This is a genomic window from Paenibacillus albidus (genome assembly GCF_014644435.1).
Classification (GTDB): domain Bacteria; phylum Bacillota; class Bacilli; order Paenibacillales; family Paenibacillaceae; genus Paenibacillus_AQ; species Paenibacillus_AQ albidus.
In genome coordinates this window covers 24,219-42,510 of sequence record NZ_BMKR01000008.1, presented here as the reverse complement: position 1 = coordinate 42,510, position 18,292 = coordinate 24,219, and the positions used below count along the sequence as shown (strand labels likewise).

Below are 18,292 nucleotides of genomic sequence, written 5' to 3'. Positions count from 1 at the left end.
CATGATGACAGCAACCAAGGTGAAGGAACGCAGCCTGCTTGGCTTAAAGGATCTGGATCAATCGGAGATCCGGCAGCTGCTGCAAAGAACGGCTTATTGGGATAACCAAAGCGAGAAGCTGACACCTGTTCTGAAATCGCATTTTGTCTCCAACATGTTCTTCGAGAACAGTACACGAACCCGGTTTTCTTTTGAAATGGCGGAGAAACGGCTTGGTGCCCAGGTGCTGAATTTCACGGCTGCGGCTTCCAGTGTAGAAAAAGGCGAGTCGATCTACGATACCGTACGGACGCTGGAGTCCATGGGGATTGACGCCGGAGTTGTGCGTTTGAAGCCTGCAGGAGTCCTGCAGCAGCTTGCAGAGAAGGTCTCCATTCCGCTGATTAACGCCGGAGACGGCAACAATGAGCATCCGACACAGGCGCTGCTGGACTTGTATACGATGGGCAAAGCTTTTGGCGAACTGAAAGGTTTGAAGGTCTCCATTATCGGAGATATTATGCACAGCCGGGTGGCACGCTCTAATCTGTGGGGGCTGACCAAAATGGGAGCCGAAGTACAGTTCTGCGCCCCGGAGAATATGAGAGCTCCAGAGCTTGCGGCCTATGCACCATATGTGTCCATGGAAGAGGCGCTAAAGGCGGATGTGGTGATGATGCTGCGTGTTCAGCTCGAACGCCATGCTTCAGGAATCCTGCAATCGGCGGAGGAATACCGCAGACAATATGGCCTAACGGAAGAACGGGCCGCCAAGCTGAACCCGAATACCATTATTATGCACCCGGCTCCGGTGAACCGGAATGTTGAAATAGATGATGCGGTGGTCGAAAGTGGACAATCGCGGATTTTCCCGCAAATGGCGAACGGCGTTCCTGTAAGGATGGCGGTCATTGAAAGAGCGGTGCTCTAAAACAGCAAATGAGAAAATGCTAATAATTATACACAAACATGAATTTTTATTATATAATAACGAGAGAATCCCGACAGCGGTCTTCGGGTAAAGGAGAACATAATGATCATTAAAAACGCCAGTGTGCTGAATCAGGAAGGCGTACTCGAACGCAAACATATCGTACTTCAGAATGGTGTCATCTCTGCCATCCTTGATGGCGCGGAAGCTGCGGGAGAAGCCGCAGACACCATTGAGGCTGAAGGCAAGCTGCTGATTCCGGGGCTCATTGATATGCATGTGCATTTGCGCGAGCCGGGTTTTGAACATAAGGAAACCATTGAGACCGGCAGCCGCTCGGCAGCCAAAGGCGGGTTCACCACCATTGCCTGTATGCCGAATACCCGTCCGGTGACCGACAGTCCGGAAATCGTCCAATTCGTGAAGGATAAAGCGCGTGAAGCCGGTCTGGTCAAGGTGTTGCCGTATGCAGCGATTACCAAAAACGAGCTGGGACGCGAGCTGACCGATTTTGACGCCCTGAAAGAAGCCGGAGCCATTGGCTTTACGGATGACGGCGTAGGCGTACAAAGCGCCCAGATGATGAAGGATGCGATGAAGCTCGCAGCGAAGCTGGATATGCCGGTGATCGCGCACTGCGAGGACAACTCGCTTGTGGAAGGCGGCTGTGTAGCCGAGGGCCGATTCGCCGAGAAGCACGGATTGATCGGGATCCCGAATGAGTCGGAAGCCATCCATGTGGGCCGCGATATTTTGCTCGCTGAAGCTACCGGAGTGCATTATCATGTCTGCCATGTCAGCACAGAGCAATCGGTGCGGCTGATCCGGCAAGCCAAGCAGATTGGCATTAAAGTCACCGCTGAAGTGTGTCCACACCATCTGCTGCTGGCAGAAGAGGATATTCCGGGTCTGGATGCCAATTGGAAAATGAACCCGCCGCTGCGTTCGCGCCGTGATGTAGAAGCCTGCATTGAAGGGCTGCTGGACGGCACCCTGGACATGATCGTAACCGATCATGCGCCGCACAGTGAGGAAGAGAAAGCCAAAGGCATGCAGCTTGCACCGTTTGGCATCGTCGGCTTCGAGACGGCTTTCCCGCTGCTGTACACCGCTTTTGTAGCCACCGGCAAATGGGATCTGTCCCTTCTGGTGCAGCGGATGACTGCTGATCCAGCCCGGGTGTTCCGCCTGAATACGGGAACCCTTGCTGTGGGTGCACCTGCTGATCTGACCTTGATTGATCTGGAACAGGAGAAGGAAGTGGATCCGGGGGCATTCGCCACCAAGGGACGCAATACACCTTTTACCGGATGGAAGCTTAAGGGCTGGCCAGTAATGACCTGGGTAGACGGCCAAACAGTCTGGAATGAAAACAACTAACTAACGAACTGTTACTATAGAAACAAGAAGGAGTGGAAGGGAATGCAGGCGAGATTGCTGCTACAGGACGGAACGCTGTTTACAGGCACCGCATTTGGCGCTGAGGGCGAGAAGACAGGCGAGGTTGTGTTTAATACAGGGATTACGGGATATCAGGAGGTTTTGTCTGATCCTTCCTACTGCGGACAGATCGTCACCATGACGTATCCGCTGATCGGGAATTACGGCATCACCCGTGATGACTTCGAATCTGTGCGGCCTTTTGTGCACGGCTTTGTTGTGCGCCGCCATGAGACGGTACCCAGCAACTGGCGCTCCGAATACAGCGTGGACGATCTGCTGAAGGAATACGGCATTCCCGGCATCAGTGAGATTGATACACGGATGTTGACCCGCATTATCCGTCATTACGGTACTATGAAGGCCATTCTTACCACCTCCAACAAACGGGTGGAGGAACTCATGGAAATGATGGGCGACACCACGATTGAGGAATTGCGCAATCAGGTAGCCCGCACGTCTACTTCGGCCATGTATAGCAGTCCCGGCAGTAAAGAACGGATTGTACTGGTAGACTACGGCGCAAAAACAGGTATTCTGCGCGAGCTCAACAGCCGCGGCTGTGATGTGGTAGTTGTGCCTCATGACGTGACTGCAGATGAGATTCGCCGCTTGAACCCGGACGGCATCCAGCTGTCCAATGGTCCTGGGGACCCCAAAGACGTGCCTTATGCGGTGAAGACAATTGCCGAACTTCTTGGCGAGTATCCGATCTTCGGGATTTGCCTGGGCCATCAGCTGTTTGCGCTCGCTTGCGGCGCGGATACCGAGAAGCTCAAATTCGGACACCGCGGCGGGAACCATCCGGTCAAGGAACTGGAAAGCGGACGTTGCTTCATCACTTCCCAGAACCACGGCTATACGGTTAATGAAGAATCCATTCAGAGCACAGAGCTTGAAGTTACGCACATCAACAACAACGATAAGACGATTGAAGGCGTCAAACATACCCGTTACCCCGCATTTTCGGTGCAATACCATCCGGAAGCGGCGCCGGGACCCCATGACAGCAGTTATTTGTTCGACCGTTTCCTGCAGATGATCGCAGAGCACAAAGCGAATACACCTGTAATTTCGCGCCAAGCGCAGCTTGCAGCAAATGCCAGAATCACGGCACCCAAACCTACAGCATCCCGTGAAGCCGTGAAAGGAGCTCTATAACATGCCAAAAAACGATAAGCTTAAGAAAATTCTCGTCATCGGCTCCGGGCCCATTGTCATCGGGCAGGCTGCCGAGTTCGACTATGCAGGAACACAGGCCTGCCAGGCCCTGAAAGAAGAAGGCGTCGAAGTGGTGCTGATCAACAGTAACCCTGCCACGATCATGACGGATACCAATATGGCTGATAAGGTATACATCGAGCCGATTACCCTTGAATTTGTTACCGGAATTATCCGCCAGGAGCGTCCGGATGGATTGCTGCCGACACTGGGCGGACAGACCGGCCTCAATATGGCTGTCGAACTGGCCCGTGCCGGTGTACTCAAGCAGGAGAACGTGAAGCTGCTCGGAACACAGCTGGAGTCCATTGAGAAAGCGGAAGACCGTGACTTGTTCCGTGACCTTATGCGTGAGCTGGATCAGCCGGTACCGGAAAGTACGATTATCACAACGGTTGAAGAAGCCATGGAGTTTGCCAAAGTCATCGGCTTCCCTCTGATTGTCCGTCCTGCTTATACTCTGGGCGGTACAGGCGGAGGGATCTGTGACAATGAAGAAGAACTGCTGGAGACAGTTAAGGCAGGGATCCGCTACAGCCCGATCGGACAATGTCTGATCGAGAAGAGTATTGCCGGAATGAAGGAAGTCGAATATGAAGTAATGCGCGACGCCAATGATAACTGTATCGTGGTCTGCAACATGGAGAACTTTGATCCGGTTGGTGTGCATACCGGTGACAGTATCGTTGTGGCTCCGAGCCAGACGTTGTCTGACCGTGAGTACCAGATGCTGCGCAGTGCTTCCCTGAAAATTATCCGTGCGCTGAATATCGAAGGCGGCTGCAACGTGCAGTTCGCATTGGACCCTCAGAGCTATCAGTATTATGTCATTGAAGTGAATCCGCGTGTCAGCCGTTCTTCGGCATTGGCATCCAAAGCGACCGGTTATCCGATTGCCAAAATGGCCGCCAAAATTGCCCTCGGCTACACCCTGGACGAAATCGTCAATCCGGTTACCGGACAGACGTATGCTTGCTTTGAACCTACCCTGGACTATATTGTCAGCAAGATTCCGCGCTGGCCGTTCGATAAATTCACGTCTGCGAACCGTAAACTGGGCACGCAGATGAAAGCGACCGGTGAAGTTATGGCTATCGGCCGTACCTTCGAAGAGTCGATTCACAAGGCGATCCGTTCCCTGGAAATCGGTGTGCACCGTTTCCGTCTGCCGGGTGCGGAGCTGCTCGAAGAAAACGTATTGCGGACCCGTCTGGCTAAAGCCGACGATGAGCGGCTGTTCCTGATCGCCGAAGCTTTCCGCCGGGGGTATGAATTGCAGGAAATTCAGGACATCACCAATATTGATTGGTGGTTCTTGTCCAAGATTGAAGGGTTGGTCCGCTTTGAAGATGTGATTCGCAGCGAAGAGAGCTTGACTGCAGAAACCTTGTATCAAGCCAAACGCAGAGGTTTCACCGACCGGGCCATCGCAGAGATCCGTGCGGAAGGCGGGGCCAGTGAGCAGGTCAAGGAAGCTGAAGTACGTGCACAACGCCTTGCACAAGGCCTGACCCCTGTCTTCAAAATGGTAGATACCTGTGCGGCGGAATTTGAAGCCTCTACTCCGTACTACTATTCAACCTATGAGACGGAGAATGAAGTCATTCATTCCGACAAACAAAAGGTGATTGTCCTCGGTTCCGGTCCGATCCGGATCGGCCAGGGTATTGAATTCGACTATTCCACCGTGCATGCGGTCTGGGCCATTCAAAAGGCCGGGTATGAAGCGGTTATCATTAACAATAATCCCGAGACGGTATCCACGGACTTTAATACATCGGACCGGTTGTATTTTGAACCGCTGTTCTTTGAAGATGTGATGAACGTGATTGCCCAGGAGAACCCGATTGGCGTTATCGTCCAGTTCGGGGGTCAAACGGCAATTAACCTGGCGGCACCGCTGAGCGCGGCCGGCGTGAAGATTCTGGGCACCAGCCTGGAAAGTATCGATGAAGCCGAAAACCGCAAGAAATTTGAAGCGCTGCTTGGCCGCCTCAATATCGCCCAGCCTAAGGGCAAAACAGTAATCAACGTGGATCAAGCCGTAGAAACGGCGCAGGAGCTGGGTTATCCGGTACTGGTTCGCCCTTCGTATGTACTGGGCGGCCGTGCCATGGAGATTGTATATAATGATACAGAGCTGCTCAGCTACATGGTGGAAGCGGTCAAGGTGAACCCGGAGCATCCGGTCCTGATCGACCGGTATATGCTGGGTAAAGAGGTTGAGGTCGATGCGATCTGTGATGGCGAAACGGTAGTCATTCCGGGCATTATGGAGCATGTTGAACGGGCAGGTGTTCACTCCGGTGACTCCATTGCCGTCTATCCGCCGCAATATCTGGATGAAGGCCTGAAGCAGAAGATTACCGAGATCACAATCAAAATTGCCAAAGAACTGAAGACGATCGGACTGGTCAACATCCAGTTTGTCATCTATCAGAATGAAGTATATGTCATTGAAGTGAATCCGCGCTCCTCGCGTACCGTTCCTTTCCTGAGCAAGGTGACCGGGATTCCTATGGCTCATCTGGCAACCAAAATCATTCTCGGCAGCAAGCTGAAAGAGGATGGTTATCAGGAAGGACTATGGCCGGAAAGCGATTATGTCTCGGTAAAAGTGCCGGTGTTCTCTTTTGCCAAGCTGCGTAGAGTGGAGCCTACCCTGGGGCCGGAGATGAAGTCGACCGGTGAAGTGATGGGCCGCGACAAGCTGTATGCCAAAGCGTTGTATAAAGGCCTCATTGGCGCAGGCATGAAGATCCCGACGACCGGAGCCATTATCGTTACAGTTGCGGACAAAGACAAGGCTGAAGCGGTAGAACTGATGAAAGGCTTCCATGCCATGGGCTACAAAATCATTGCCACCGGCGGCACGGCTGCAGCGCTTGAAGAAGCAGGCCTGAACGTCATGAATGTCAACAAGCTGGATGAAGGCGAGCCGACGATTCTGGATCTGATCCGCAGCGGTCAAGCCAACTTCGTCTTCAATACACTGACCAAAGGCAAAACACCGGAGCGCGACGGATTCCGTATCCGCCGGGAAGCGGTAGAGAACGGTGTGGTATGTATGACTTCGCTGGATACGGTAACTGCACTGCTGATCATGCTGCAGACGATCAACTTCTCGTCACAGTCGATGCCGGCTTTTGTCGGGCAATAAACAGTTCTCTATAGAGGTTGCATCTGAAGGTGCTACAGGAACGGTTTGCGTACAACGCAGACCGTTCCGCTGCGCCCGGGTGTCAAACAATGCAAAGTGCAGAGCCGCACTGGAACGGAGCGTTAAGAATGGTACATGAACTTAAGGACAACATGGCACAGCGGCTGATGGTTGCTCTGGATTATCCGGAGGTTGCGCAGGCCAAGCTGTTGATGGAGAAGCTGGAAGGTATTCCATGTTATATGAAAGTAGGGATGCAGCTGTTCTACGCAGCCGGGCCGGAATTCATCAGGGAGCTGAAAAGCCGCGGATATTCCGTCTTTCTGGATGTCAAAATGCATGATATTCCGAATACGGTGAAAGGTGGAGCGGAGAGTCTTACCAAGCTTGGCGTAGATATGTTCAACGTGCATGCCGCGGGTGGACGGGCCATGATGGAGGCGGCCCGCGCTGGTGCGGAAGCCGCAGTCAAACATAACTCATTGCTTCATATGCCGCTGATTATTGCAGTCACACAGCTCACCAGCACCAGCCAGGAGGTTATGAACGGCGAGATCGGGATCTCCGGCAGTGTCGGGGACACAGTAGTTCGTTATGCCAAACTGGCCGCAGAAGCGGGGCTGGACGGCGTAGTGGCCTCACCGCAGGAGTCGGCAGCAGTTGCTGCGGCCTGTGGGCCTTCGTTCCGTACGGTGACACCCGGCATCCGCCCGGCAGGTTCCTCCCTGGATGACCAGTCGAGAGTAATGACGCCTGGACAAGCGATCCGGCAGGGCAGCCATTATCTCGTTGTCGGCCGGCCGGTTACGGCTGCGCCGGACCCCAGACAAGCAGCACTTACCATAATCGAGGAGATGATTCAAGCATGAGCACATCATTGAACAGAAGTGAACAGGTAGCTGCCTACCTTTTGGAGATCGGAGCGGTGGCGTTGCGTCCGCAGGAGCCTTTTACCTGGACCTCCGGGATCAAATCCCCCATTTATTGCGACAACCGTCTGACGTTGTCTTTCCCAGAGGTGCGCAGCTATATTGCCGGTGCCTTTGCGGAGCTGATAACCAGCCAATATCCGGAGGCTGAAGTGATCGCAGGGACCGCCACTGCAGGAATTCCGCATGCGGCATGGGTGGCTGATAAGCTGCAGCTGCCGATGGCTTATATTCGCGACAAAGCTAAAGGACACGGCAAGCAGAACCAGATTGAAGGACTGATCTCCCCCGGTCAGAAGGTAATTGTTATTGAGGACCTGATCTCTACCGGCGGCAGCTCCATCAAAGCCGCACAGGCGATCCAGGAAGCGGGGGCAGAGCCGCTGGCAGTGCTCGCTATCTTCAGCTATGAGCTGGACCGTGCGTCCGATGCTTTCGCGGCAGCCAAGCTGCCGCTGCAAAGCTTGTCCAACTACCCGGCGCTGATCGATGTAGCCCTGAACAAGGGCAAAATTGCCGCCACGGATGTCGAGCTGCTCCACTCCTGGAGAAAAGATCCGGCTGCATTCGGCGTGTAGCAGATTCCCACAAGACCGGCGGGAGTGTGCGAGAATGAAGCTTGGCCTGGGCCGGGTTTCCGTGCACTCCCGCATATTTTGTAACCTTGGCGGGGCATGCTATATCCAGAGCAGAATTTCATCCATTGTCCCCAAAGGAGAAGACATCATGAACTGGATATATTTCGCCAAGTTGTTCAGAACCCGTTTTCAGGCAGGTTGCCTGGCCAAAAGGCTGGAGCAGGACGGCTGGATTTATGGCTATCATGATCCACGTTTTGTGGAAATTTATCGTTCGCGCAAAGGCCGGTACGGCGTGCGGTTCCTTCCCTGAGAACATTTGCTAAATCATCCTTGACTTAAACCCATGATATACTGTATATTATTTATTGTCGCTGTTTGAATATGTTTACTGACGCGGGGTGGAGCAGCCCGGTAGCTCGTCGGGCTCATAACCCGAAGGCCGCAGGTTCAAATCCTGCCCCCGCAACCAATTTTATTACCAGGCAGCACTTGTAGATACGGATATTTTAGATCCGGGCCCTTAGCTCAGTTGGTTAGAGCGGTCGGCTCATAACCGATTGGTCGGGGGTTCGAGTCCCTCAGGGCCCACTTCGCCGAAACCCTTACGTTGTAAGGGTTTTTTGCTGTTTATAGGGTCGCTGATTTGAACAGGAGAGAGTGGGGAAAGGTCATATTTTGTAGCTTGCTAACGGATTTGCTAACGGAGACTTTTATTCCACAGGTTCAAGCTGCTTTTCTGCGAATTTATTGAGTTCATTTTCAATTCTGTCAACGGCTTCTTCCTGCATGATCGGAAGCAGATGTGAGTACCTCTCATTGAACATCGCCGGAGTCATTCCCAGTCGTTCGGCAGCCACCTTCGGATTGATTCCAATCGCCAGAAGGAACGAAGCGTGAGTATGCCGCTGATCGTGGAATCGGATCTTCTTAACTCCGGCCTTGCGAACAAGGACATCCATACCTTCAGTGATTCGCTTCGGCTTAATATAACCCCCTCCAGGATAGCAGCACACCAGGTCATTATCCTCGTATGCCTCCCCATATTCCTTTCTGTAAGCTTCGATCTGTAAATAGCGCTCTTGAAGATCATCGATGATATTTTGGAAGAGCTTGACTCTCCGTATGGAATCATTCGTCTTGGGCCGCTGAATCACCAATCCATCCCGCGTCCAATTCGCTGTCTGAATAACCTTCAGCTCTTTCTTCTCAAAGTCGATATCTTTCCACCGCAGCCCTAGAATTTCACCACGCCGCATTCCGGTATATACTGCTAATGAAAAAGCAATGTAATGAACATGATTCTTCGAAGATTGCAGAAATTGAGTGAATTCCTCAATTGTCCAGAACTGCATTTCTTTCTGTTCGTTTGCGTTTACCTTGCTCCGCATGGACACCTTACTCATGATATCCTCCGCCAATAACCCCGATTCCGTATATGCAAGTCGAAGTGCGCGTTTCAGCACACCATGGATGTTCTTCACGTAATCCTTTGAATATTTCTTTCGGAGTTCAGCATAAAAGCCTTTGATGGCACGTGGAGTAAGTGTCTGCAATTTTACTTTGCCGAGTACCGGGATAATTCGGGCCTCGATAATGGTTTTTTCGGTGTCGTAGGACGTTGGCTTGAAATTAGGCTTTGCATGTGTCTCAAGATATTCGTAGAGATATTTTTCTAAGGTGATGTTTGTTGTCTTAACATCTAATCCTTTCTCGGCATCGGTCATTGCCTTTCTGCAAGCTGACCAAGCTGATGCTTCAGTTTTAAATCCCCCTTTAGTTTTTTGGTTCCTTTCACCGGTTAGTGCGTCCGGGGGGAGATCGAAAACATACGTGTACGTTTTCCCTCTTGGATAAACATGTCCTTTCATAACTTCCTCCTTAGAAATTTAATCATCAGTATAGTAGTTTATTTGCATCACTCCCCTCAAGATTTCAGAAGTTCAAAGCATCGTCTATTGCCTCCATTGATAAATATAGCCGTGTTGACAGTTTGCCGTGCCGCCATGCTACGCGTGATAAGTTTATGGTAACAAATCCCTTGCGATCCGGCGGGATAGAGAGATCCCCTGAAAGTATAGTTGCTGAATCATGGGATATATAAGAGGGCATATCGCAGCTTTCGTAATTTCCATCAACGTCAATTTCTAACTGGTTGTCCCAGTCAAAGCCTTCGGGTTGTTCGATTATCAGGGTATCCGGCCGGGAGTAATCGCCATCCCAATTGTAATAAGCACGAATAAATATGTTGGTGCGATTCGCGGTGTAACTTTCTGAAGAATCACGAATGATTTCACGAGTGGCAGTAGCTGATTCAATGGCGGATAAAAATTCACCTTGCCTTATACGATCTTCAATTTGTTCATATCTTTTTTTGGCAAAATTTAGCGGGACATTGAACTCCCGCGATATGTATCCTATCGCTTCACTCTTCACTGATGACAAACTTAACTTTTCAAGCATAAAGAAGGGGATGGCGGCGTAGAAAACAAAACGGTCTGCTTCAGTCTCCTGAGCTTTGGTGAATAGCTCGGGCATTATTGTCTGATTTCCCGCATGTCGGAGCATATGGCATAGTTCATGAAGGAATTCTAGACGCTGTTGGTCTTCTGCAAGGCGGTTATCTAGGAATATGGTATACACGCCTGGGGAAACTTCAATTCCCTTGCTTTTTTTATTATGATAATGGACCCATACATTGAATTTTTCAGCCAAAGATTCAACAGATAAATGCGTAGGTTTGATGATCTTATGCATTTTGTACAATTCATTTATCTTTTGTTCGAGTGGGGGGGTCTTATAATTCATAATCATGTTGTTCACCTCTAAATGGGATCATATGTTCTTATTTTGGTTAAAAAGAAAAGCCATTTCTGGCTAAAAGTATTCTATCAACTCTCGCCTTGGATATCCCCAGGCTTCCGACCCTTTTCCTTCTCTTGCAGTATTTTGAAAATCTCTCGCATTTCTTCACGGCGTTCTTCGGGTGCAGATAGATAGTCTCTGAAGAAAATACCATGTTCTGGATTGTTAATAAACGCTTCGAATTCAGTTTGATCTTTAGAATTCACAATCCTTGACTTAGGGATATCTGTACGGCCAAAAAGATAGTCGGTATCGACATCGAAGTGATCCGCAATGTCATTTGCGAATTTAAAAGGAGGCTCTCTTTCGTCCCGTTCATACATACCAATTGCACTCTCGCTCAATTTAAACAAGATTCCAAAGTCTTTTTGAGTAAGGTTATTATCCGTACGAATTTTACGTAATCTTTGACCAAATGTCGCCATCATTCATCACCCGTTTATACAATAACACATAACGTGTTATTTTTTAATAAAGAACACAAAACGTGTTGACAACACGAAACGTGCGGTGTATATTTATTTCAACAACACGAAACGTGGTTTTTATGAGAGGTGGTGTGGAAAGAAAATGAAAGAATTAATTGCAAAGAGATTGATTCAATTACGTGGTGAAGCCTCTAGAGAAGTAACTGCAAAAGCAATTGGCATAAGTATTAGTGCCCTCCAAATGTATGAGAACGCACAAAGGGTTCCAAAAGATGAAATTAAAGTTAAGGTTGCTGCGCATTTTAAACAATCGGTACAATCGATTTTTTTTGATCAGGAACCGCACGAAACGTGTTTTTTAGATGAACAATCTGCTACCAAAGAGGTGGTTTAAGTATGGCAAAGGCAATAAAGACACCGTCAACTTTCGCTGAAGCCCTTCGTCTGGCTGCTGATTTGGCAGAACAGAACGAAAAACTGGAACGGCAACTCGCAGAGCTTCGCCTGAATGGAGAATATCCTGAAGTGCTTCGGCCAGCTCATATACAGAAACTTCTTGGTTTCAGCCCTCCGAAGGTGAATGAGCTTACTAAGCATCCGACATTCCCTCACTTGAATTGCAACCGTCAAAAGGGTGAAGCTGTTACCGTTCTTAAATCTGATCTGTATCAATGGCTGAAAACTGAAAGATTTTAATAAAAAAACCGCCGTGCAATGCGGCGGCCTGGAATGGTGGGCAAGGGGAATTGCTTGAATTAATCATACATCACGCCTCTGTCCAAATGCATCCCCATAACTTGGACTAAAAGGGTGGAATCAAGTTGACAATTGGACATTTTTCTTCAGCTCTACAGGATGTAATGCAGCGGCAGGGCCATACACTGGCCCAAGCTGGCAGAATCGCCAATGTGGACGGTTCGCAGGTTGGGAAGATTATTAAGGGCAGCAGAAAGGCAACCGATCCGGTTATGAGAGCCGCCGCAGAGCATTATGACGATGGACAGCTTTTCCTCGCGGCGGCAGCTGAGGTGACCGGGGGGGCTTTTACCCCCTGGCTGGACAACGTAGACCTACATAGAGCAAGCGTCTTATTCAAAACTATAGAGGAAATGCAGGAAGTTCTTGATGCTTCTAAACAAGCTGCAATTACCAAGACAAATGCGCAGATCAACGAAACTGAGCGGCAGCAGATCAAACGGCTGCTTATGGAAACGGTGGAAGCGATCACGGCATTGACACACTTGGCTGCAGCGATTTGTAAGGAGTATTCATTTAGCTGGCTTGGAACGTGGAAAGAGCACAGGGCCGAATTGAGAGCAAAAAATTACGTGAAATGAGGGAACGGAATGGAAAGAAGTGAATTGGTCGCAGAAGCACGGCGGGTTGGTGAGGCTGCACGGCATAATCTTCAGGTGATACTCCAGAACCCCGAAGCTATGCTGCCGGGGGAACAGAATTTTGCAGAAGGGTACCTGAACAACATGATTCGGATAGCAGAAGCTGAAATGAAAAACGACCGCCGGTCAGGGCAGTCGCAGTTGAGAACCCGTCTTAAGAGCCTCGTTTTGTCCATTTTAACCTTGGAACGTCCCGAACGCAAGGAGGGGACAGCATGAAGTTTACTGGTGGGGAAATATTAGCAATCCAGTTTGCGTTGGAACGCCGGATAGAGGAACTGAAAAGCAATATATCTGATTGGGCAGGCGAGGAAGCCGCAGAAGACTGCAAGGTTTTGCTTGCGGCTGCGCAGTCTGCTTTGGCAAAAATACAATAGCCGCCTGACGATGGCTGGAGGGACACCAGCTGAAACCTACCGGCATTAAGCAAGCCGGGATGGTCGCGGATATCCGCATAATTCCAATTGAAAGGGGTACAACGACATGATCCCAAGTCATTTGATGCAAGACCGTTATTGGAAAGGGCTGCTGTACATTTTTTTGAATCATAACAAGCTTCAAAATTATCTGAAACCAGATTTTGTGGACTTTGAAGAACTTACCGTTCACACCGATGCACTGATTAAAGCTTCAAAAGGTTGGAGCCCATCGGAGACATTCATGCTTAGTCTTGCACTTCATCTTTTCAATGGTCATAACAAAGTCGATATGTCCGATGCGGACCGTCTGGACGATTACAACACTGAGATAGCATTAAAAGCGCTACGGCTTCGTTACGCCGAATAGGGGGCGAGGGCAATGCTTGTTCTCAAGGGTGACGTTGTTCGGACAAGCTCCGGCCTGTCCGGGGAAGTCATGGAGGTATGGGGTATCGCTCGGCTTTGGGCAAGGTTGCGGCAGGATGATGGGCAAACAGCGTTCATTCTCCGTACAGATGTTACGGAGATAGTAAAACGGCTCCCGGCTAAAAAGGGAAAATGATGAAATGACAGCAGAGGTGAGATTATGCCCAATGGCAGTTACCCCTTTCCGATGTACTCCGGGTTATTCGAGCCAAAACATTATAAAAACATAACTTCGGCGATATGGCTTTTTGCGTGGTGCATCAGCTCCACGACTAAGGAAGTCGAAGAGGATGGAACTGTCTGGGGGATTGTTCTCGGCAATAAGCCAATGAAGCTGTCGGAGATCGGAGAGCAATTCGGAGTTAATGACAAGACCGTCAGTAGGTGGCTCGATGCTCTGCAGGAGCATGACTATATTCAGGTGAAGCGCGCTCCCCGGGGGTTGATCATAAAGGTGAAAAACTCCAAGAAAGACCTATTAAAGAGATCAGACAAAAATGTCCGATCACAGTCTGATGATAAGACAAATATGTCCGATCACCCGAATAGTGAACAGACATTTATGTCCGATCATGGAAACGGTGATAAGACATATTTGTCCGAACAGAACGCGAGTGAACAGACAAAAGTGTCCGATCATGAACCGATTTTACCGAGTGATCAGACAAAAATGTCCGATGCAAAAGATATTATTACTATTACTACTACTAATTTAGATAAAGAGTGGTGGGAAGAAGATCTGAACCAAAACCCGCCAGCCGATGGCATGCTAGCCATCTTAGACGCTTATTGCAAAATGCATTCAAAATTTGATATACACGTTTCCGCTGCTGAACGCCAAGCTATGGGTCAGATGGTCGCCGGAGGGATTCCAGTCCCTTTTACCATCCAAACTATGGCAACCATGTATAAGGCGAAGCAGGGCCGGGAAGGTGAAGACTTTGAGCAAGCCAAAAGTTTCGCTTACTACATCGATGGGATCGAACAAGCCTGGAAAAACACCAAAGCAGGCGGCAAGCCTGAGGGCAAGCGCAAAGCAAAGATAACCCAGTCAGAGCCGCCGCGCAAAACTAAGCAGCAGCAGGAAATCGAAGACCTGCAGCGCCGTGCAAGGGAGGCAGAAGAGCTTGAGAAGAGCACAAGTCATTGATTTGCTTATTAAGCTCAAACAGGAATATTCGCACCAGATCGACACCAGCGACCAGGAGGTCACACGGCTTTACGAACACCTGAAGGACTTCCCTTTTGACGTAGCCGTTGAAAATGTCCGCAAACACATTCAGACCAATTCCTTCCCACCAAAAATCAGCCAGATTCGCGGCAAGGTGGGCGACCTTCGGGAAATAGAGCAGCAGAAGAAAGAGACGGCCGAATACTTGGCCCAAAGAGACGCAGAGCGCACCGACGTGGCGTTGCCGCCTGCCGGATGGAAGGAGTCACTTTATGCAAGACTTGGAATTACGCGAACTACCGAATAGCCCTGCCGCAGAGGCAACAGTTCTCGGTGCCATCCTCATTGACAAAACAGGGGATGCCGTAGAAATTGCGGCTACACTGGAGCCGGACGCATTTTTCAATCCGGTACATAAGCAAATATTCAAGGCTATTCTTGACCTGCACAGAGCTGATGATCCTATAGAGTTTCCGGCTCTTGCGAATGTGCTGCACAGTAAGAAGCAGCTGGAGAAGATCGGCGGGACAAGTTATCTGCTAAAACTGGCTCATGCGGTGCCGTCTGCAGCTGAGATCGGCTTTTATATCGGAGTGCTTGAGGACAAGCATACTTTGCGCAAGGCTATTTATGCAGCAGAACGGCAGATGGAACTGGCTTATGAGAGTGACGATGCCGGGCTGGTTGTTAACAGTATGCTGAACGATTCGGCTGCTTTATCGGATCAGGCTTCATCGGATGATGATTTCCAGCCTATCAAGAAAGTGCTGTTCAACGTAATCGAATCGACTGAGCAACGCTGCGAAAATGTCAAGAATGGCATTACAACGGGGCTTTACACCGGGTACACGGATTTAGACGGCATGCTGGCTGGCCTGCATAAAGGTGACCTAATTATTGTCGCTGCCCGCCCATCCGTAGGCAAGACGGCATTCGCGCTTAACATCGCTCAGAACGTGGCAGTCAAAACCAAGGAAACAGTCGCGGTGTTCAGCCTTGAAATGTCGGCGCCGCAGCTGGTGCAGCGAATGGTCAGCGCAGAAGTTAATCTGGATGCCAGTGCTATGCGGACCGGAGAAATGAAAGCCCATGATTGGGACAAAATGGCCGGGGCTGCTTCCATTCTCGGAGAAGCTAATATCTTCATTGCCGATCCGGGCGTAATCACTGTTCAGGAAATTCGTACACGCTGCCGACGGTTGAAGAAACAACAGGGTCTCGGACTGATTGTCATTGATTATCTGCAGTTGATTCAAGGCCGGGGCAAAGGAGGCGAGAACCGTCAGCAGGAAATATCAGAGATTTCACGGACGCTTAAACAGATTGCCCGCGAACTGGATGTGCCAGTGATTGCACTTTCCCAGCTCAGCCGGGCAGTAGAGCAACGTCAGGACAAGCGCCCAATGATGAGCGACCTTCGCGAGTCTGGAGCGATCGAACAGGATGCGGATGTAGTGGCCTTCCTTTACCGGGATGATTATTACAACCAGGACAGCGAGAAGAAGAACATCATCGAAATCATCATTTCCAAGCAGCGTAATGGCCCGGTAGGAACCGTGGAACTTGTATTCCTCAAGCAGTTTAATAAATTCGTCAATTATGAACGGGCGCATGCTTCTTGAGCTGCTTGGAGTGCTGCAAGGTAGACGCATACTGTGAAGCAAAAGTATTTACAACTTGGATTTCTCTTTATACTTTGACCAATTAATCCAAGATATGCTTAAAAAACCTAAAGTCATAAGGAGAGTTTGTATTGGATCTGGATTAATATCGAATAAAATTCCGATGCCAGCAGAGAGAGGTATTAATATAAGACAAATAATCGAAATCCATTTATTCATATTTTGATTTTCCTTCTTTTTGTTATTCATATTTAATCCCCTTTAAAAGACGGATAGTTATTACCATGATTTAGTATATCATACTAAATTAATCTGATGTCCACATACTGCACAGTACGAAGAGGTAGCGCCAGTAAGACGCATAAGGCGTAACAAAGACTATTCGTTCTTCTTCTGCATCAGCTTCTCAATATGAATCCAAATATAGTAAGTAATCCAAAAAGCCAACACGGTTAGTAATAATGCAAAAGACCTTTTATCGTATGGAAGATTGTAAGCCAAGATGATCCCTAGAACGAGGAATGGTGGTAAAAGGGTGAAATATTTCTTTTTATGCAATTTAACTGTCTCCTTATTATTAATTAGTTATAGCTACATTATCACTATTAACAAATTATGGGAAGGTTCGACTTTAAATAAATTATTGTTTCGCAGTACGAAGATTATGGGCACTGTCCCGGGGGAGAAATAACTATTATGAGCAAATCTATTAATGAATTGGTTAAGGAAGCACACGAAAACGCAGTAAACAAGGGCTGGTGGAATGAAGACCGTAGCTTTGGTGAAGTCATTGCTTTGATTCATTCCGAGGCTTCGGAAGCACTGGAAGACTATCGTAATGGGAAATGGCCGGATGAAGAATGGTATACCAAGAACGGGGAAATCATTCGTTTCTTTAGTGATATTGAAGGACAGGACGCGACATGGAAGCCCTGTGGCATCCCGTCCGAGCTGGCTGATATTGTAATTCGGGTATTTGATGCCTGCGGGCGGTATGGTATCGACCTAGAACGCGCAATCTTAGAGAAAATGGCCTATAACGCTACGCGGCCGCAGCGACACGGAGGTAAGGTCATATGAACATGACTTCAGGTCGTGTTGAACAGTTAAAGTACAAGTTTGGTGCTGAAATCGAAGAATTAGAACGCCATTTAGCAAGAGGAACAATTACGAATGAAAGTGTAATCGACCTCTATTCAGCCGGAAAGGAGTTATTGGCTGCTCTGGAAGACGCTCAGCAACTTGTTAAAACCCTGAGAACGGATAAGTCGCTTCTTGAAGGTGAATTAGGTGAAGCCCAGGCATACAAGCATTTTGAAGCAGTGCGCACCGAAGAAGCGCAGTCCTATCATCGGCAGCTGACAGAAGCGCAGCAACGCATAGCCAAGCTTGAACTGTATGTTAAGTCACTAGAATACAGCCGTGATTCCGCCCAGGAAATGGCTCACAATATTTCAATTCAAAAAGGTTTAGAGCTATTTGAAGCGCAGCAGACCATAAACCGGCAAAAGAAAGAGAGCATAAATAGGCATCAATTGCTAAATTGTTTGTCTATCGTTCACCGAAATAAAACGATAGAACAGGATAATGCGAGAAATCGTCTGACATTTGAATCTGCAAAAGATAGCATCGAGCTTCTTAACCGCATTATGTCATTGGTCGAAGAACAGCCGGTTTTTGACTTTGCAAAATTTGAGAGGTTGGCAAGCCACGGCAAATAGGAAGG

General features: G+C 49.1%; 22 protein-coding genes and 2 tRNA genes. 20 read left to right on the top strand and 4 right to left on the bottom strand.

Translation table 11 applies throughout. The features are described from left to right. The first annotated feature begins 1 nt into the window (after position 1). The 9 genes from IEY53_RS11405 to IEY53_RS11365 all read left to right on the top strand — a co-directional run bounded on the left by IEY53_RS11405 (position 2) and on the right by IEY53_RS11365 (position 8,829). On the top strand, positions 2–910 hold the full coding sequence (locus tag IEY53_RS11405) for an aspartate carbamoyltransferase catalytic subunit (protein ID WP_189024973.1): 909 nt from the start codon (positions 2–4) through the stop codon (positions 908–910). Positions 911–1,012: 102 nt separating this feature from the next. Beyond that, a complete protein-coding gene (gene pyrC, locus IEY53_RS11400) occupies positions 1,013–2,290 on the top strand; it encodes a dihydroorotase (protein ID WP_189024971.1) in 1,278 nt (425 codons plus the stop codon). 42 nt (positions 2,291–2,332) lie between these two features. Further along, positions 2,333–3,511 carry a glutamine-hydrolyzing carbamoyl-phosphate synthase small subunit gene (carA, locus tag IEY53_RS11395; protein ID WP_189024969.1) on the top strand — a complete coding sequence of 393 codons (1,179 nt, stop codon included), beginning with the start codon at positions 2,333–2,335 and terminating at the stop codon, positions 3,509–3,511. A 1-nt stretch (position 3,512) separates the two neighbouring features. Then, the gene (gene carB / locus IEY53_RS11390) at positions 3,513–6,731 is read left to right on the top strand and encodes a carbamoyl-phosphate synthase large subunit (RefSeq protein WP_189024967.1); all 3,219 of its coding nucleotides are present in this window, start codon (positions 3,513–3,515) and stop codon (positions 6,729–6,731) included. A 128-nt stretch (positions 6,732–6,859) separates the two neighbouring features. Then, a complete protein-coding gene (gene pyrF, locus IEY53_RS11385) occupies positions 6,860–7,600 on the top strand; it encodes an orotidine-5'-phosphate decarboxylase (protein WP_189025254.1) in 741 nt (246 codons plus the stop codon). Beyond that, positions 7,597–8,238 (top strand): orotate phosphoribosyltransferase, encoded by a 642-nt coding sequence (gene pyrE / locus IEY53_RS11380; RefSeq protein ID WP_189024965.1) that lies wholly within the window; start codon positions 7,597–7,599, stop codon positions 8,236–8,238. Before pyrF ends, pyrE begins: the two co-directional genes overlap by 4 nt. 148 nt (positions 8,239–8,386) lie before the next feature. Then, positions 8,387–8,551, top strand: a complete 165-nt coding sequence (locus IEY53_RS11375; RefSeq protein WP_019909365.1) for a hypothetical protein — start codon at positions 8,387–8,389, stop codon at positions 8,549–8,551. Positions 8,552–8,633: 82 nt separating this feature from the next. After that, a tRNA-Met gene (locus IEY53_RS11370) sits at positions 8,634–8,710 on the top strand. A gap of 45 nt (positions 8,711–8,755) precedes the next feature. After that, a tRNA-Ile gene (locus IEY53_RS11365) sits at positions 8,756–8,829 on the top strand. A 122-nt stretch (positions 8,830–8,951) separates the two neighbouring features. On the opposite strand, the gene IEY53_RS11360 is transcribed toward IEY53_RS11365, so the two are convergent. The 3 genes from IEY53_RS11360 to IEY53_RS11350 all read right to left on the bottom strand — a co-directional run bounded on the left by IEY53_RS11360 (position 8,952) and on the right by IEY53_RS11350 (position 11,528). Further along, positions 8,952–10,109, bottom strand: coding sequence for a site-specific integrase (locus IEY53_RS11360; RefSeq protein WP_189024963.1), 1,158 nt, complete (start codon positions 10,107–10,109; stop codon positions 8,952–8,954). Between the two features lie 64 nt (positions 10,110–10,173). Beyond that, on the bottom strand, positions 10,174–11,052 hold the full coding sequence (locus IEY53_RS11355; RefSeq protein WP_189024961.1) for an ImmA/IrrE family metallo-endopeptidase: 879 nt from the start codon (positions 11,050–11,052) through the stop codon (positions 10,174–10,176). 77 nt (positions 11,053–11,129) lie between these two features. Then, positions 11,130–11,528, bottom strand: coding sequence for a helix-turn-helix domain-containing protein (locus IEY53_RS11350; RefSeq protein WP_189024959.1), 399 nt, complete (start codon positions 11,526–11,528; stop codon positions 11,130–11,132). 145 nt (positions 11,529–11,673) lie between these two features. Here IEY53_RS11350 and IEY53_RS11345 point away from each other — a divergent pair, with 145 nt between their 5' ends. The 9 genes from IEY53_RS11345 to dnaB all read left to right on the top strand — a co-directional run bounded on the left by IEY53_RS11345 (position 11,674) and on the right by dnaB (position 16,566). Continuing rightward, positions 11,674–11,925: a helix-turn-helix transcriptional regulator gene (locus tag IEY53_RS11345; protein WP_189024957.1), complete on the top strand. Its 252-nt coding sequence runs from the start codon at positions 11,674–11,676 to the stop codon at positions 11,923–11,925. A 2-nt stretch (positions 11,926–11,927) separates the two neighbouring features. Beyond that, complete coding sequence (locus IEY53_RS11340) at positions 11,928–12,227, top strand: hypothetical protein (RefSeq protein WP_189024955.1); 300 nt, start codon at positions 11,928–11,930, stop codon at positions 12,225–12,227. A 125-nt stretch (positions 12,228–12,352) separates the two neighbouring features. Beyond that, on the top strand, positions 12,353–12,868 hold the full coding sequence (locus IEY53_RS11335) for a helix-turn-helix transcriptional regulator (RefSeq protein WP_189024953.1): 516 nt from the start codon (positions 12,353–12,355) through the stop codon (positions 12,866–12,868). Positions 12,869–12,877: 9 nt separating this feature from the next. Next, positions 12,878–13,147: a hypothetical protein gene (locus IEY53_RS11330; protein ID WP_189024951.1), complete on the top strand. Its 270-nt coding sequence runs from the start codon at positions 12,878–12,880 to the stop codon at positions 13,145–13,147. Further along, entirely contained in the window at positions 13,144–13,305 is a 162-nt protein-coding gene (locus IEY53_RS11325) for a hypothetical protein (protein ID WP_189024949.1), read from the top strand. Before IEY53_RS11330 ends, IEY53_RS11325 begins: the two co-directional genes overlap by 4 nt. A gap of 106 nt (positions 13,306–13,411) precedes the next feature. After that, positions 13,412–13,714 carry a hypothetical protein gene (locus IEY53_RS11320; protein ID WP_189024947.1) on the top strand — a complete coding sequence of 101 codons (303 nt, stop codon included), beginning with the start codon at positions 13,412–13,414 and terminating at the stop codon, positions 13,712–13,714. A gap of 219 nt (positions 13,715–13,933) precedes the next feature. Then, entirely contained in the window at positions 13,934–14,923 is a 990-nt protein-coding gene (locus tag IEY53_RS11315; RefSeq protein ID WP_189024945.1) for a hypothetical protein, read from the top strand. Next, positions 14,901–15,251 carry a replicative helicase loader/inhibitor gene (locus IEY53_RS11310; protein ID WP_189024943.1) on the top strand — a complete coding sequence of 117 codons (351 nt, stop codon included), beginning with the start codon at positions 14,901–14,903 and terminating at the stop codon, positions 15,249–15,251. The genes IEY53_RS11315 and IEY53_RS11310 overlap by 23 nt, the downstream gene beginning before the upstream one ends. Next, the gene (dnaB, locus tag IEY53_RS11305; protein WP_189024941.1) at positions 15,217–16,566 is read left to right on the top strand and encodes a replicative DNA helicase; all 1,350 of its coding nucleotides are present in this window, start codon (positions 15,217–15,219) and stop codon (positions 16,564–16,566) included. Before IEY53_RS11310 ends, dnaB begins: the two co-directional genes overlap by 35 nt. 48 nt (positions 16,567–16,614) lie before the next feature. Here dnaB and IEY53_RS11300 read toward each other — a convergent pair whose 3' ends face one another. Beyond that, positions 16,615–16,815: a hypothetical protein gene (locus tag IEY53_RS11300; RefSeq protein ID WP_189024939.1), complete on the bottom strand. Its 201-nt coding sequence runs from the start codon at positions 16,813–16,815 to the stop codon at positions 16,615–16,617. Between the two features lie 447 nt (positions 16,816–17,262). On the opposite strand from IEY53_RS11300, the gene IEY53_RS11295 reads away from it, so the two are divergent. Both IEY53_RS11295 and IEY53_RS11290 read left to right on the top strand, forming a co-directional pair. Next, positions 17,263–17,646 carry a nucleoside triphosphate pyrophosphohydrolase family protein gene (locus IEY53_RS11295; protein ID WP_189024937.1) on the top strand — a complete coding sequence of 128 codons (384 nt, stop codon included), beginning with the start codon at positions 17,263–17,265 and terminating at the stop codon, positions 17,644–17,646. Continuing rightward, the gene (locus tag IEY53_RS11290) at positions 17,643–18,287 is read left to right on the top strand and encodes a hypothetical protein (RefSeq protein WP_189024935.1); all 645 of its coding nucleotides are present in this window, start codon (positions 17,643–17,645) and stop codon (positions 18,285–18,287) included. Before IEY53_RS11295 ends, IEY53_RS11290 begins: the two co-directional genes overlap by 4 nt. Positions 18,288–18,292 lie beyond the last annotated feature (5 nt).